Raw genomic sequence first — 15,447 nt, 5'->3', positions numbered from 1 at the left:
TTAGGAGGAAGTTATGTATATTACAACCGGTGACACGGAGGCCACTTCTCTCGTGGAACGGGCACGTAAGCTTGCACAATCAACAGGCGGAACATACGTGCCACGCAACAGAACATCGTTGACAAGAATGTTAGAACGGTACGGAGTCAATGAGATTCTTGTTGTACTGAAAGGTAGAGCGCGTTTATTTCGCAAGGACGCACCCCAACTGGAGTTTCATCCAAGTATGGGGTTTGTTCGTGCGAAGCGTGTGCTTAGAGGAGAGCCTGACCCTATGCTAGATGCAGGCTTAGTATGTGAAGGAGATACCATTCTAGATTGCACAGCAGGCTTAGGTACGGATGCGATGGTTTTCTCTGTTGCTGCTGGCAAAAGTGGACGTGTGATTGCATGCGAAAGCTCACCAGCCCTTTACGTATTGTTAATGGAAGGGATGTCTCATTATGAGAGTAATCAGCCTGCAGTAGATGAAGCATTCAGACGTATTGAGCTCCATCATGCCAATCATCTGGATTTACTGCGCTCGCTGCCTGACCGAAGCTGTGATACGATTTACTTTGATCCGATGTTTCGTGAGCCATTGATGGACTCCAGTGCCATCCAGCCTCTACGAGAGTATGCAAACGCAAATGCTTTAGCGGAAGAGAGTATTGTTGAAGCGAAGCGAGTGGCACGTAAGCGGATCGTTATGAAGGAAAAGCGCGGCAGCGTTGAGTTTACGAGGCTTGGATTTGAGGTACTGGATCGAGCTAATGCAAAAACACTGTACGGAGTGATTAATGTTGAAAGTGGAAGCTAAGCCGAAATTGCTTGTATTGGTTGGTCCAACAGCAGTAGGCAAAACAAGAATGAGCATTGAGCTTGCCAAAGCGTTTCATTGTGAGATTATTTCGGGAGATTCCATGCAGGTATATCGCGAAATGGATATTGGCACGGCTAAAATTACCCAAGACGAGATGCAGGGCATCCCTCATCATCTGATTGATATACATGAACCGGAGTATCCTTACTCCGTGGCAGAGTTTCAAGAGAGCGCTACACGATTAATTGGAGAAATTCAAGAACGTGGTAAACTCCCGTTTATTGTAGGTGGAACCGGACTATACGTCGAGTCGGTATGTTATGGATTTCAGTTCTCGGATAGCGGCTCCGACGAAGCGTTTCGCGAAGAGCAATTTCGTTATGCAGAGCAACATGGGCCTCAGGCGCTTCACGATAAACTAAGAGCAGTCGATCCTGTGAGTGCAGATCGTTTGCACATGAATGACCAGCGAAGAATCGTGCGGGCGTTGGAGATCCATCATTTAACGGGTGAGAAATGGTCAGATCAGCTTGCTGCTCAAAAGAAAGAGTCACCATACGATCTAAGCATCATTGGACTCACGATGGATCGTGCGAAGCTGTACAGCCGAGTAGAGGAACGAATCGACCTAATGATTGAGCAGGGCTTAGTCGATGAAGTGAAATCCTTGTTAGATCGTGGTGTTGCCAGAGGGCATATTTCCATGCAAGGGCTTGGCTACAAGGAAATTGCTGCATATCTACAAGGGGAAGTAAGTTGGGAAGCGGCTGTGGAATGGTTGAAAAGGGACACACGTCGATTCGCTAAACGTCAATTGTCCTGGTTCCGTCACATGAAAGATATCGAGTGGGTCGATGTGACAGATACTGAACATTTTGCAGGTAATCTTGAGCAAGTATCTGGATTAATTAGACAGAAATTCAGTTGAATTATAACAGAATACTTAGTATTACAACTTTTGTACCTCTCTCTTTTTAATAAAAAGAGGGAGGTTTTATTATTTTTATGATTATGAAGTTGATATGCTCTTGGGACATACTTAAGACTACTCATTGATGATCGAAGAAAGCGAGATTATAGTTCGCAGAATCAGCATGCAACAAATTTGAGAGAAGAACAGTGGGATCGAGAAGAAAAGCGTTAACAAACGAAGGATTTGTCCCTCTTTTGTAAAACTGGCAAGCGGTGTATAATGGATAAGTCTTCTAGTTATTCATGTGCTGATGAGAAGGTGCAAAATAGCAGACAAGGGGTTTTTGTGGATTATATGAAACTGTTCATGATATAATAGCACGAAAGCTACTCAGCGATATTGAATATTACTTAATCACGAATTCAAATGAACCAATGGGGGTACGGCTAATGAACAAGTCCATCAACATCCAAGATACGTTCTTGAACCAACTGCGGAAAGAAAACATTCCTGCTACGGTCTATCTGACCAACGGCTTCCAAATCCGCGGAACGATCAAGGCATTTGACAATTTTACGATCGTCATTGACAGCGACGGACGCCAGCAAATGGTCTACAAGCACGCCATCTCCACGTTCACGCCGCAACGCAGCGTATCGCTGATGCAGCAAGACAACAACGGCGAAGCTTAAAAAATTACGAAACCTTTTTATCAACCATTTCGTCTACATGTATAGGAATTGAAGCAGAGCAACCTGAATAAGGGTTGTTCTTTTCATTCCGGGCAAAATAAGTTTAATATAAGCTTAGCCAACAGACGAATAGAAATTACGCAACCGAAAGGGAGTCAGGAGGTAACATGCCAAACGATCCGTTGTCGAGGTCTAATAATCGCAATAGCAATAATAAGTCAACCAAAAAAGCGAAACCAAAGACCTCTAAAAAGAAAAAAATTACGGGTAAACGCGTTGGATGGACACTGTTTTTCACAATGGCAATCGCCATTTTCTGTGCACTAGGTGGGTATTTGTTCATTATGGTGAGTGGGCAGAAATTGCTCGACGCCAATATGGACAAAACTACGATTAATGAAACGTCCAAGGTGTATGACCGCAATGGTCAACTCATGGGCGAATTGTCCATCAAGAAATTAGAACCGGTGGATAGTGATGCTATTCCGAAATTATTGAAAGAAGCCTTTGTTGCGACAGAAGATAAACGGTTTTATGAACATCAAGGTGTAGATATCTGGTCGATCGGACGTGCCGCGGTAAAAGATGTTATGGCTCGTTCAATGGTTGAGGGCGGAAGTACGCTGACCCAACAATTGGCCAAAAACATGTTTTTGTCTCGTGACAAAACATTCTTCCGGAAAGCAACGGAAGTATCCATCGCAATGGCGCTGGAGCGCAAATATACAAAAGACGAAATTTTGACGATGTATCTGAACCGAATTTTCTTCGGTCATCAGCGTTATGGAATTCAAGCAGCATCCGAATTTTATTTTGGTGTGAAGAAGCTGGATGAACTAGAATTGTGGCAAATTGCAACGCTGGCTGCGATGCCTAAAGGGCCTTCAGCGTACAATCCACTGAGTAACCCTAACGATTCCAAAGCGCGTCGTGCTGTTGTTCTGCAGCTCATGTATGAGCAAGGTTACATCAGTAAAGCTGAGATGGACAAAGCGAAGGCAGTCGATTACGACTATACGCCACCAGAGAAAGAGAAGAAGTATCAGCCATTCATCGACTACGTTCTTCGTGAAGCAGAGCGAGTAACTGGCAAAACAGAAGATGATCTCAATATTGGTGGATACAAAATTTACACAACGATGGACGCTCAGGCTCAAACTGCAATGGAAACAGCCTTTGCAGATGATAGCTTATTTGAAGAAAGCAAGGATGATCAGAAGGTTCAAGGCTCGATGGTTATTATGAACCATGAAAATGGCAGTCTTGTTGCACTACTAGGTGGACGGGATTATCAGACTAAGGGTTATAGCCGGGTAACACAGAGCCGCAGGCAGCCAGGTTCAGCCTTTAAACCGATCGTTTCCTATGCACCAGCGCTAGAGACAGGCGATTATAATGCTAACTCAGCTCTAAGTAATGCGAAGCAATGCTTCGGTAATTACTGTCCGAATAACCTACACGGATATTCTTCGACGATTAGTATGACGGATGCAATTACTAAATCAGAGAACATTCCGGCTGTATGGCTGTTGGACAAAATTGGTGTGAACACGGGCATAAACTTTGCCAAAAGTGTTGGTATTCAAATGGCAGATGACGATAAGAACCTTGCGATCGCACTAGGTGGTCTGAGCAAAGGTACGAATACACTGGAAATGGCTCAGGCATATAGCGCCTTTGCAAATCTGGGTGAGTACCAACAGGCTTATTCAATTAAAGAGGTCGTAGACAGCACGGATAAACCGATCTACAAGCATGATAAATCAGACACAACTCGTGTCATGAGTGAACAGAATGCGTATCAATTGACTCAAATGCTGCAAAATGTAGTTAATGATGGTACTGGACGTTCTGCACGCTTAGATCGACCGGTAGCAGGTAAAACAGGTACTGTTCAAAGTGGAATCGCGGGCAATAGTGCGAACCGTGACGTATGGTTTGTTGGATATACGCCAGAATGGACGGCCGCCGTATGGATGGGTTACGACAACCCTGATGCGACGCACATGCTCAAGAACAGTAGTAAACTTTCAGCTGCTTTCTTCGCTAAAGTTATGAGTGATGCGTTAAAAGGTGTACCGGTTAAGGAGTTCAAGGCGCCGGAAGGCGGACAGACACCTATTCCGGAGCCAGAACCGGAACAACCGCAACTGTCGGTGAGTGGTTTGAGCGGATCGTATGATCCTACATCACAAATTGTTTCACTCAACTGGACAGGAACAGGGGATGAGAATACACAGTATCGGATCTACCGGAAGGAAACATCTGAAGCACAGTTTACACATCTTATTGATTCCATTGGAGCAACCAGTACGCAGGATCTAAGTGCTCTTCCGGGACTAACCTACGAGTACTATGTGACTGCTTATGATTTGGCTACAGGTGTTGAAACTGCTCCTACCAATACCATTTCTCTCATGATTGAAGCGCAGGAAGCGATACCAGATGAAACTGAGCCAGATCCGGATCCAGGATTGGATCCAGGCACAGAGCAACCAGGAGTAGACAATCCGGATGATGGATCAAATGGAAACGTTAATCCTGGGGACAACAATGGTAACGGTAATCAGAATGGTAACAACGGAAACAATGGAAATGGTAACAACGGAAACAATGGAAATGGTAACAACGGTAATAACGGTAATAACGGAAATAATGGCAATGGAAATGGTGGATCGGAGCAAGGCGGCGGTCAACCAGGAGATGGAGGTACTCCTCCGGATCAAGGCACAACTGACCCTGGTAACACTGGTGATGATTCTACAGGTGGGACCGTTACGTCGCCAGGTGAAGTAGTGAGTCCTGATCCTGGTAGTGACGGTACAAACCAACAGCCTGATGCGCCAGCTAGTACTCAATCAGGAACTGATGGATAGTTCGATACGCTGATTCCAATCTTCCATGCATAAGAATCTGCTTCCCGATTAACTCGGGAGGTAGGTTCTTTTTTTTATTTTCTTTCAAATGAAAGGTAACGATTATGGTGGGTGAAAGCTTAATTTTGAGTGTATAACTCAAATATGGTAAGCTGTAACTATTCGTAATACGCCTGCGCAAAGCCGAATAAGAGCCGGTTGCTCGAAGCTCGGTGATGGGGTGTATGCATTGTTCACCAATAATAGAGCAGGTCACGACCTGTGGTCGGCAAAGAGGGGTTCGTATGAAACGGAAATTCGGGGATCGCGCAAACTGGCGCCGGATTACGAACCGACAATTTACATGCCGGTTTGTTCAATCCAAAATATTTACAGGATACATTACGTTGTATACGATACAGGATCTGAAAGAACCTCTGTGGAAAACCTATGGGGGAAGCACATTTTGTATCGCAGATAAAGGTTATTCTTGGTTACAGTATTATCCCAAAGGAGAGCACTTTGTCGTCACAGCGATGTTTGATGATCAGGAGCGTATCGTAGAATGGTATATTGACACGTGCCGCAGTCAAGGCATAACGGATCAAGGCGTACCGTGGTTTGATGATTTATACTTGGATGTTGTCGTATTAAAGGACGGAGAGGTATTTTTGCTGGACGAGGATGAGCTCGAAGATGCATTGTCTCGTAAGCACATTACAACCGGAGACTACGACTTGGCAAACAAGACTGCTAAGGAATTGCTTCACGCAATTGATGCGCATGTATTTCCGTATTTTCAATTGTCATTGAAGCACCGACAAACGTTGTTCGAAAATGGAGAGTTTAGAAAGAACGTTCAGATTTAATGTTTTACAATGCTTTAACAATGAAAGATCAGGGCGTGGTTTCATTTTGAATGGAGCCATGCCTCTTTCGTATGCTTTTGGCAATGAAAATAAGTGTATAATCTTCCGTCAGATAACTTGGAATTGGTTGCATGAGGTAATCGAGTAATCGCATATACTGTCTTAACGAGGTGATTACTGTGGACGAGAGCGCCAGAAAAATAACTGTAAACGATTCTCGCATTAATATTGTTTTCAAAAGCCAAGATCTCTTAGAGCTCACATCCGAGCAAGCGGAAGACATGGCATTAATCAGTAATCATTATGAATCGGCAGCGGATATATTTCGTGATATGCGAGAAATGATTGGGTTAGAAAAAGTTAAAGATCTGATTTACGAAATCTACGCGCTGATTCAGGTGAAGAAATTTCGGGATGAGCAGGGATTGAAAAGTAGCAAGCAGGTTTATCATATGATTTTTAAAGGCAATCCAGGAACGGGTAAAACTACAGTTGCGCGAATCATTTCTAAGATGTTGAATCGGATGGGCGTTTTAAGTAAAGGACATCTTGTTGAGGTAGAACGAGCAGATTTAGTTGGTGAATATATTGGGCATACTGCATTAAAAACAAGAGAATTAGTGAAAAAAGCTATGGGTGGCATTCTATTTATAGATGAGGCATACAGTCTTGCCCGTGGCGGGGAGAAGGATTTTGGAAAAGAGGCCATTGATTGTCTTGTTAAGGTGATGGAAGATAAAAGTGAGGATCTAATTATTATTCTCGCGGGGTATCCGAATGAAATGGGAGATTTTTTAGAAATTAACACGGGTCTGCCTTCAAGATTCCCTATACAAATTAGCTTCGATGATTATTCTACAGATGAATTGATGCTGATTGCGATGAAGATGGCTACGGAGAAGGACTACAATATTACGTCTGATGCCATGATCAAATTAAAAGAACTGATTCAATATGAAAAAGACATTCGTAATCATTTTAGCAACGCCAGATATGTTAGGAATGTGATTGAAAAGGCGATTAGGCATCAAGCGGTTAGACTCATGGGCAGACCCGGTAACATTTCCAAACAAAATCTGATGGATCTATTAGCGAGAGATATCTCCTCCAAAACGATGGAAACGAGCCTGAACAATCATATTATTTTCCAATAATACTGCCTAGAATATTTGAAGTTTCTGCTAAAGTAAGCGATAATATAATTTTGGATCAGCCGACCGGTTCAACCGGTTCGGCTTAAAGTATGCGATGCCAAAACGTCCTGTGAAAGTGGGACGAGTTGATGTGGATATAAGGAGTGAGTTGACTAATGACAAGTGGAACACATGATACAGATCAAGTTAAAAAAGACCGCGCTATATTGGTTAGTTTGATTACAGATGAAGTTAAACGATCTGGAATTAATCCGGAGTATTCCTTGGAAGAGCTTGTAAAGCTCGCTGAGACGGCTGGAGTAGAAGTATTAAGTGTGCTCTCTCAAAATCGGGAGACACGGGATACAAAATGGTTCATTGGTAAAGGAAAAGTGGAAGAGCTTCGTGCAGCAGCAGAGGAACTAGGAGCTACCACGGCAATTTTTGACCAGGAGTTGTCTGGGGCTCAGGTTCGTAACCTGGAAGAAGCGTTGGATCTCAAAATTATTGACCGTACACAATTGATTCTAGACATATTCGCCCAACGTGCCAATACACGTGAAGGTATCATTCAAGTTGAATTGGCACAGTTAAGTTATCTGTTACCTCGCTTGTCGGGTCACGGTAAAAACTTATCACGGCTTGGCGGTGGAATCGGGACACGGGGACCAGGTGAGAGCAAGCTCGAGACGGATCGCCGTCATATCCGTGGTCGTATAGATGATCTTAAACGTCATCTGGAAGAAGTAACAAGGCACCGTAAATTGCACCGTGAGCGCCGTAAGAAAACAGGTATCGTGCAAGTTGCTCTTGTTGGCTATACCAATGCAGGAAAATCCACGTTGCTCAAACAATTAACTTCGGCAGATGTATATATTCAAGATCAATTGTTTGCTACCTTAGATCCGACATCTCGTACAATGGAACTACCAAGTGGCAAAGAGATTGTACTTACCGATACGGTTGGATTTATCCAAAACCTTCCGCATGATCTGATTGCAGCGTTCCGTGCAACGTTGGAAGAGGTCAATGAAGCGGATCTCATTCTTCACGTTGTTGATGCTTCCTCGGCAATGCGTGATGATCAGATGAGAACGGTAGCCACTATCCTACAACAGCTTGGTTCAGGAGACAAGCCACAACTGGTTCTGTACAATAAAAAAGATGCATGTACACCTGAGCAACTAGAAATGTTACCTCTGGATAAGGACCACATCAAAGTGAGTGCGCTGGACGAAGCAGATCTTCTGAAAATACGTGAACGTATCCAAGAAGAATTGACAGGTGAAACCAAAAAGTTCCGTATTCCTGCGGAACGTGGCGATCTTACCTCGGTGTTATATAAAGTCGGAGATGTAGTAGAAACTACATTTGAAGAGAATGATGTTATTTATCAAGTGGAATTGCAGACAGGTGAATATGAGAAATACGGATATTTACTCGAAGACTTCATTGAATCGTAATATTCGTGACATGTTCATGTGATAAGTTGACACAATATATGCGATTAAAAGTCAGATTCGAGCAATGAAGGGGAATGAAGTACGATGGCAAGTTTTGATTCAACAATTGTTGAACTTCAACAACAAGTGGAAATTCAGATCGAGCAACAATTGAAAAAGATAGATCAAATTACGGATCATAATCAATGGAAAGTGATTGATGCTTTTCAGCGTAGAAAAGTAAGTGATTTTCACTTCGCAGGTTCTACAGGCTATGCTTATAATGATCGTGGCCGTGAAGTGTTGGACGAGGTATATGCGGACGTATTCGGCGCAGAGGCTGCGTTGGTACGTCCTCATTTTGCGTCAGGTACACACACCATTGCGACAGCTCTATTTGGAGTATTACGACCAGGAGACGAGTTATTGTACATCACAGGTAAGCCTTATGATACATTGCACAAAGTTATTGGTAAGCCAGGTGATGGCACGGGCTCTCTTCAAGACTTTGGAATTGGATATCAAGAGACGGCATTACTTGACGATGGTCGTGTCGATTGGGAAGCAGTAGAGAAGTGCATTACACCAGCGACTAAAGTGATCGGCATCCAACGTTCGCGTGGCTATGACTGGCGCTCTTCCTTCTGCATCGACGAGATCGCAGAGATGGTAGCAAGAGTGAAAGCGATCAAGGCAGATGTTATTGTATTTGTCGATAACTGTTACGGTGAATTCACGGAACAACTTGAACCAACCCAAGTGGGTGTAGACCTTATGGCAGGTTCGCTGATCAAGAACCCTGGGGGAGGAATTGCTGAGACTGGTGGATACATATGTGGAAAAGAGGAATATGTTAGACTTGCAGCATATCGTCTCACCGCACCTGGCATTGGTGGTGAAGTCGGTGCCATGTTGGGAACGACTCGGGCAATCTATCAGGGACTTTACATGGCGCCTACTATTGTTGGACAAGCCATTAAAGGCAGTACCTTTGCAGCAGCAATGTTTGCAGCATCTGGTTTTGTGACTAAGCCGGCATGGAATGAACCGCGTACGGATCTGATTCAGGCAGTACAATTCAGTTCTGCAGAGCATTTAATTGCTTTTGTACAAGGGATTCAGCGCGCTGCAGCAGTAGATAGTCATGTGGTGCCGGAACCATGGGATATGCCAGGATATGAACATCCTGTCATTATGGCGGCAGGTACATTTATTCAAGGCGGAAGCTTGGAATTATCGGCGGATGCACCGATTCGTGAGCCTTTTATTGGCTATATGCAAGGTGGATTAACATACTCCCACGTTAAATATGGCGTTTTAATGGCATTACAAGCGATGAAAGATCGCAAATTATTGTGAGTTTATCTAACACGTCATTGACACTTGGTAACATCTAAATGTACAATAAGGTCAAGAATAGATGACTGGAAGGTTGATGAACATGGGTGACGAAATTCGCAGAAATATGGCCTTATTCCCGATAGGTATCGTAATGAAACTGACGGATCTGTCCGCACGGCAGATTCGTTATTATGAGCAGCACAGCTTGATTGTTCCTGCGAGAACATCAGGTAATCAGCGTTTATTCTCATTCAATGACGTTGAGCGTTTGCTCGAAATCAAGGCTCTGATTGAAAAAGGCGTGAACATTGCAGGTATCAAGCAAGTGATGAATCCAGTATCTAAAGAATCCGAAGAAGCGACTGTAATTACACCCGATACGGAAGTGAAGCGCAGAGAGTTATCGGATACACAACTGCATCGTTTGTTGAAACAACAATTGGTGTCAGGTAAGAGACCTGGACAAGTATCTCTCATTCAGGGAGAGCTTTCCCGTTTTTTTAATAAAAAGTAAGTTCATATAACCGGGAGGGTGAGAGGAATTCATTCAATTGGCAAGCATGACGCCTTGACCCGTGGAACTTTCTAATGTACAAATATAACAAGCAAGCCAAATACGCAGATAAGAAAGGGAGAGGAATCATGAGTTATACAAAAGAAGACATTCTCCGCATCTCCAAAGAAGAAAACGTACGATTCGTTCGATTGCAATTCACCGACTTGCTGGGGGCGATCAAAAACGTTGAGATTCCTGTAAGCCAGTTGACGAAGGCTTTGGATAACAAAATGATGTTTGATGGTTCTTCCATCGAAGGTTATGTTCGTATCGAAGAATCCGACATGTACCTCTATCCGGATCTTGACTCTTGGCTTATTTTCCCATGGGTATCCGACAATCGCGTTGCGCGTTTAATCTGTGACGTATATCTGCCAGATGGGAACCCATTCCCAGGTGATCCACGTGGCATCTTGAAACGAAACCTGAAGGAAGCCGAAGAAATGGGATTCACTTCCTTCAACGTTGGTCCTGAACCAGAATTCTTCTTGTTCAAGACGGATGAAAAAGGAAACCCAACGAACGAACTGAATGACCAAGGTGGGTATTTCGACCTTGCGCCAACAGATCTTGGCGAAAACTGTCGTCGCGACATCGTAATTACACTTGAAGAAATGGGCTTTGAGATCGAAGCATCTCACCACGAGGTAGCGCCAGGTCAACACGAGATCGACTTCAAATATGCGGATGCATTGAAAGCGGCAGACCAGATTCAAACGTTCAAACTCGTTGTTAAAACGATTGCGCGTCAGCATGGATTACATGCTACATTTATGCCAAAACCATTGTTCGGTATGAACGGTTCCGGTATGCACTGTAACCAATCCTTGTTCCGAGGCAATGAAAACGCATTTGTTGACGAGTCGGACGAACTGGGCTTGAGCAAAACTGCACGTCATTTCATGGCTGGAACTCTGAAGCATGCTCGTGCGTTTGCAGCAATCACTAACCCGACTGTGAACTCCTACAAACGTCTTGTACCAGGTTACGAAGCACCATGTTACGTAGCATGGTCTGCAAGTAACCGTAGTCCAATGATCCGTATTCCAGCTTCACGTGGTCTGAGTACACGTGTTGAAGTTCGTAACCCGGATCCGGCAGCTAACCCTTACCTGGCTTTGGCTGTGTTATTGAAAGCAGGTCTGGACGGCATCAAACGTGAGCTTTCCTTACCAGCTCCAATTGACCGTAACATTTACATCATGTCAGAAGAAGAGCGCGTGGAAGAAGGTATTCCTAGCTTGCCAGCTGACCTGAAAGAAGCATTGAATGAATTGATCCGCAGCGAAGTCATCTGTGACGCTCTTGGCGACCACGCCCTGGCTCACTTTTACGAGCTGAAAGAAATTGAGTGGGACATGTACCGCACACAAGTCCACCAATGGGAACGCGATCAATATATCACATTGTACTAATCCCTGAATCCCTTACGCCACATGGCGTGAGGGGTTTTCTTTTTTTGTGGGGAAAAGTTTTTTTTGTGGAGTGAAAGCCAGTGTCCCCCGAATATCCCCTCGAATGCCCACAAACTTCTGATCTTAGAGCGAACCATAATGAGTCAAACCGTGAAAATAATCGAATAGACTACTAAAAATCGATAGATTAGAGATAAGTTAGAACTTAGAGCTAATACAGAGATCAAGTATAGTGATTATGTATTTAAGAGAGTTAGTGTATCAAATGTTACATAAATAATTGTAAAAATATAGTATTATTGTATTTGTGATACATAAAAAATACTAGGAGATGATCTTGTGGCTTTGAAAAAAATATTAACTGCTTCTGTTTTGTCTCTTTCCCTCTTGGCAATCTCTGTACCAGTAATGGCAAGTCAAGCCTCTGATATTACCATTATGAATAAACAAAAGAATGTGACGATATATCAAGATTTTCCTTCGTCTGCTGACATTCCGGCGACCAAATTTTGTTCTGATGCAGATGGTTATTACGGGATGCTCAGAAGAACTAATATTGTTCAAGTTAGCCCATCACATGTGAGAGCCTACTATTCAGGAACTGTTGTACAAGATCTGGGGTAAAAGGGATAACCCGCTAACCTAAATGGTTTGCGGGTTATTGTTTATACTATGTGTTAATTAACATGCCTGGTCAAACGACTGGGTATTTTGTTGTTGCTGAATTTGTCTTTATGTAAGACAAGTTAATCTTTGAACTCCAAACTAGCCGACCCGAGTCTGGAAATATTGGAAAATAAAATAGCCATTTCGTTCGGGGACAAATCAAAGTCCCGTTGTATCCAAAGCTGTAACGAACCAATATATGCTGAAGCTAAATAGGAGAATAAATACAGTTGTTTCACAGGAATGTCAGTTGGTTTGAGATGACGATGCTTCATTAAGTAAGTGGATTGAAATTGAATTTTTATAAGATCGGACATTTGCTTCGCGAATCCAGTTGAATCAACTGAACCCATGAAAATTCGAAAGAAACGTTCGTGTAGCTGGACAAATTCAAAGGGACGGATAAATCCGACAGGTGGATTAACAAATGGCTCTCGTCCTCCGTTATGATATCCGAGTTTCTTAATGATACTGTGGTATTCCTCTAAAATTTCATTCTTAAGTTGTTCCAGAAAATCGTTCATGTCCTGATATTGCACATAAAATGTACCCCTATTTAATCTTGCTCGATCAGTAAGCTCTTTAACCGTAATATTCTCCAGTGGTTTATGAGATGCCATATCAAACAGCGCTTCCCTTAGAATTTCGCGCGTGCGTAAACTTCGACGATCCATTTTTGCGTTCATGAATTCCTCCTGCAATACAAAAAAATCAGTGTTTATTAATCACAATGATGCTGAGTGTTGATTATTGAACATATCGACAGTTGATGGTCATTACAAATGATTACTATGACATTATAATGGCTCAAGACAAAAATATTCAACACGATGTTCAATATGGGGGTAGGAAACATGAATAAAGCGATACCTAATAAAGAGAACAGAGCACTTATCCTTGCTCTCCTGGCTATCATTCCAGGCATGATGATGGTTATGATCAATAGCACAGCTATGAATGTGGCTATTCCGAGTTTAAGTGAGGGATTTAATGTACCCTTTGAAACCCTTCAATGGGTCATTACTGGATACATGCTCGCAATGTCAGTGACTATTCCATTGGCCGGTTGGTTTTCGGATAGATTTGGTTCGGGTAGAGCTTTTCTTTATACTGTTATTTTGTTTATTTTAGGGTCGTTATTATGTGCTATGGCTCAGGATATTAATCAATTAATTTTCTACAGAATTGTCCAAGGTCTGGGGGGAGGTATGATCCAACCTATGGGTATGGCAATGATCTTTCGTTTGGCGCCAGTAGATCGAAAAGGCCAAGTGATGGGGATGTTAGGTATACCCATGTTAATAGCGCCTGCCTCAGGGCCTATACTTTCCGGATGGTTGCTTGAATTTATTAGTTGGCACTGGATCTTCTGGATTAACCTTCCGATAGGCATCATCACGATTGGGCTCATCTTGTGTTTTCTATTAAAAGAAGATACGGTACAAAAGATAGAAACAAACAACAAAAGGCTAGATGTTGGGGGACTATTCTTAGCCCCACTATCATTTGTATTACTGGCGTTAAGCATCAATTTGAATTTGGATACCTGGGCTGTGTGGGGAATGGGATTGATCGGTGTTTTCCTGTTAGTGTGGCTGTGGTTACATGAAACGAGACATCCTAATCCTTTGCTAGAGCTTCGTGCTTTCCGAGAAACACGTTTCCGTAGAGGAATGATTGTGAGTTGGATACAATACATCGCACTGAATGGTTCCATTGTGTTCATTCCTCAATATTTACAACACTTCAAGGGGTATAGCCCTCTTGATGCTGGAATTGCAATGAGCATGTTGGCAGTAACTTCAGGTCTTCTCATGCCAGTCGGAGGAAGATTATTCGACCGTGTTGGGATTCGACCGCTCACAAGCTCGGGATTAGGAATCATAGGGGTGTCACTAATTATACTTTCGCAAGTTTCTGCTGAGGCAAATGGTTTGTACATTGGAAGCATCATTGGTTTACTTGGCATTGGAATGGGGCTGTGTATGATGTCGTTGAATACGTATATTTTGCAGTCGGCTCCATCTGAATCCGTCAGTCGTGTAACACCATTAACATCAGCCAGCGCTAACCTTGTCATTCCTCTCTCGATTGCTGGATTAGGGCAATTTCTTACCCTCCGATCAAGAATGTCAGGTATAGAAAGCTCAGGGCAACTCATCACAGAAACGATGACTGCATACTCAGACACATTTTTGTTAGCCTCAATTGTTGCGATAGGTGGATCACTCTTCAGTCTCCTACTTAAGTCAGACCCTAAAAAACGATACTCGGATTTTATCTTGTCGCCATCTGGCGACTTTTTTATGTTTTATTTGCAATTGCCTCTTTTATAATGAATCTATATCGTAATATTTAATAAAGTTTACTCAAAGTATTCTGTAGGTTATATTTTTATATGTCATAATAAATATAACTATATGTCTTGGGGGATATCATGAAATTTATTTTACCATTAGTGTTAGTCATTGTAGTTGTAATAGGTATCATAGTAGGTCTACAATCATCTACTTCCGATAAAAAATCAAATCGTGACGAGCCATTCAATACAAATTCACATATCCTGCATATCATTAAGAATGAGGCTCTTGCAGGCACTTCATCCATCAAGCTGATTAATATCCCAGCAGAATTTAATTATGTGACGAATTGTCAAGCCAAGTGCGACAGTTCCTTTGAAAAAGATTCGTGAGCGGTTTTCCATCCCAAACATTTACGGGGTCTGTTATTGATTAAATCGAGTGAACGGGCAAGCTCGTCATC

Annotated in this window: 14 protein-coding genes and 1 pseudogene; 13 read left to right on the top strand and 2 right to left on the bottom strand. The window is 42.8% G+C overall.

Features of this window, described 5'->3' with window-relative positions; genetic code table 11:
- Positions 1-13 precede the first annotated feature (13 nt).
- From MH215_RS00075 to MH215_RS00025, 11 genes are all read left to right on the top strand, one after another.
- Complete coding sequence (locus MH215_RS00075) at positions 14-799, top strand: class I SAM-dependent methyltransferase (protein WP_239286976.1); 786 nt, start codon at positions 14-16, stop codon at positions 797-799.
- Complete coding sequence (gene miaA, locus MH215_RS00070; RefSeq protein ID WP_481857416.1) at positions 780-1,730, top strand: tRNA (adenosine(37)-N6)-dimethylallyltransferase MiaA; 951 nt, start codon at positions 780-782, stop codon at positions 1,728-1,730. Before MH215_RS00075 ends, miaA begins: the two co-directional genes overlap by 20 nt.
- A gap of 434 nt (positions 1,731-2,164) precedes the next feature.
- Positions 2,165-2,407, top strand: coding sequence for an RNA chaperone Hfq (hfq, locus tag MH215_RS00065; protein ID WP_056689929.1), 243 nt, complete (start codon positions 2,165-2,167; stop codon positions 2,405-2,407).
- A gap of 167 nt (positions 2,408-2,574) precedes the next feature.
- On the top strand, positions 2,575-5,283 hold the full coding sequence (locus tag MH215_RS00060) for a transglycosylase domain-containing protein (RefSeq protein ID WP_239286975.1): 2,709 nt from the start codon (positions 2,575-2,577) through the stop codon (positions 5,281-5,283).
- Between the two features lie 284 nt (positions 5,284-5,567).
- Positions 5,568-6,131, top strand: coding sequence for a ribonuclease FAU-1 family protein (locus tag MH215_RS00055; protein WP_056689934.1), 564 nt, complete (start codon positions 5,568-5,570; stop codon positions 6,129-6,131).
- A gap of 179 nt (positions 6,132-6,310) precedes the next feature.
- Positions 6,311-7,285 (top strand): AAA family ATPase, encoded by a 975-nt coding sequence (locus MH215_RS00050; protein ID WP_056689936.1) that lies wholly within the window; start codon positions 6,311-6,313, stop codon positions 7,283-7,285.
- Positions 7,286-7,440: 155 nt separating this feature from the next.
- Positions 7,441-8,727, top strand: a complete 1,287-nt coding sequence (gene hflX, locus MH215_RS00045) for a GTPase HflX (protein ID WP_239286974.1) — start codon at positions 7,441-7,443, stop codon at positions 8,725-8,727.
- Between the two features lie 84 nt (positions 8,728-8,811).
- Complete coding sequence (locus MH215_RS00040) at positions 8,812-10,065, top strand: methionine gamma-lyase family protein (protein ID WP_239286973.1); 1,254 nt, start codon at positions 8,812-8,814, stop codon at positions 10,063-10,065.
- Positions 10,066-10,147: 82 nt separating this feature from the next.
- Positions 10,148-10,561 (top strand): MerR family transcriptional regulator, encoded by a 414-nt coding sequence (locus MH215_RS00035; protein WP_056689944.1) that lies wholly within the window; start codon positions 10,148-10,150, stop codon positions 10,559-10,561.
- Positions 10,562-10,689: 128 nt separating this feature from the next.
- The gene (gene glnA, locus MH215_RS00030) at positions 10,690-12,018 is read left to right on the top strand and encodes a type I glutamate--ammonia ligase (protein ID WP_090916813.1); all 1,329 of its coding nucleotides are present in this window, start codon (positions 10,690-10,692) and stop codon (positions 12,016-12,018) included.
- A 339-nt stretch (positions 12,019-12,357) separates the two neighbouring features.
- Positions 12,358-12,642, top strand: coding sequence for a hypothetical protein (locus MH215_RS00025; RefSeq protein WP_239286972.1), 285 nt, complete (start codon positions 12,358-12,360; stop codon positions 12,640-12,642).
- 122 nt (positions 12,643-12,764) lie between these two features.
- Here MH215_RS00025 and MH215_RS00020 read toward each other — a convergent pair whose 3' ends face one another.
- On the bottom strand, positions 12,765-13,370 hold the full coding sequence (locus MH215_RS00020) for a TetR/AcrR family transcriptional regulator (protein WP_239286971.1): 606 nt from the start codon (positions 13,368-13,370) through the stop codon (positions 12,765-12,767).
- A gap of 168 nt (positions 13,371-13,538) precedes the next feature.
- Here MH215_RS00020 and MH215_RS00015 point away from each other — a divergent pair, with 168 nt between their 5' ends.
- A complete protein-coding gene (locus tag MH215_RS00015) occupies positions 13,539-15,020 on the top strand; it encodes an MDR family MFS transporter (protein ID WP_239286970.1) in 1,482 nt (493 codons plus the stop codon).
- Positions 15,021-15,121: 101 nt separating this feature from the next.
- The gene (locus tag MH215_RS00010; RefSeq protein ID WP_239288704.1) at positions 15,122-15,376 is read left to right on the top strand and encodes a hypothetical protein; all 255 of its coding nucleotides are present in this window, start codon (positions 15,122-15,124) and stop codon (positions 15,374-15,376) included.
- On the opposite strand, the pseudogene MH215_RS00005 reads toward MH215_RS00010, so the two are convergent.
- A pseudogene (locus MH215_RS00005) lies at positions 15,337-15,447 on the bottom strand (IS30 family transposase); the annotation flags it as partial. The gene MH215_RS00010 and the pseudogene MH215_RS00005 overlap by 40 nt on opposite strands.

This window comes from Paenibacillus sp. ACRSA (assembly GCF_022346845.1).
In the GTDB taxonomy this organism is placed as follows: Bacteria; Bacillota; Bacilli; order Paenibacillales; family Paenibacillaceae; genus Paenibacillus.
The sequence above is the reverse complement of the archived record's forward strand: the minus strand, read 5'-3'. Positions and strand labels throughout refer to the sequence as shown.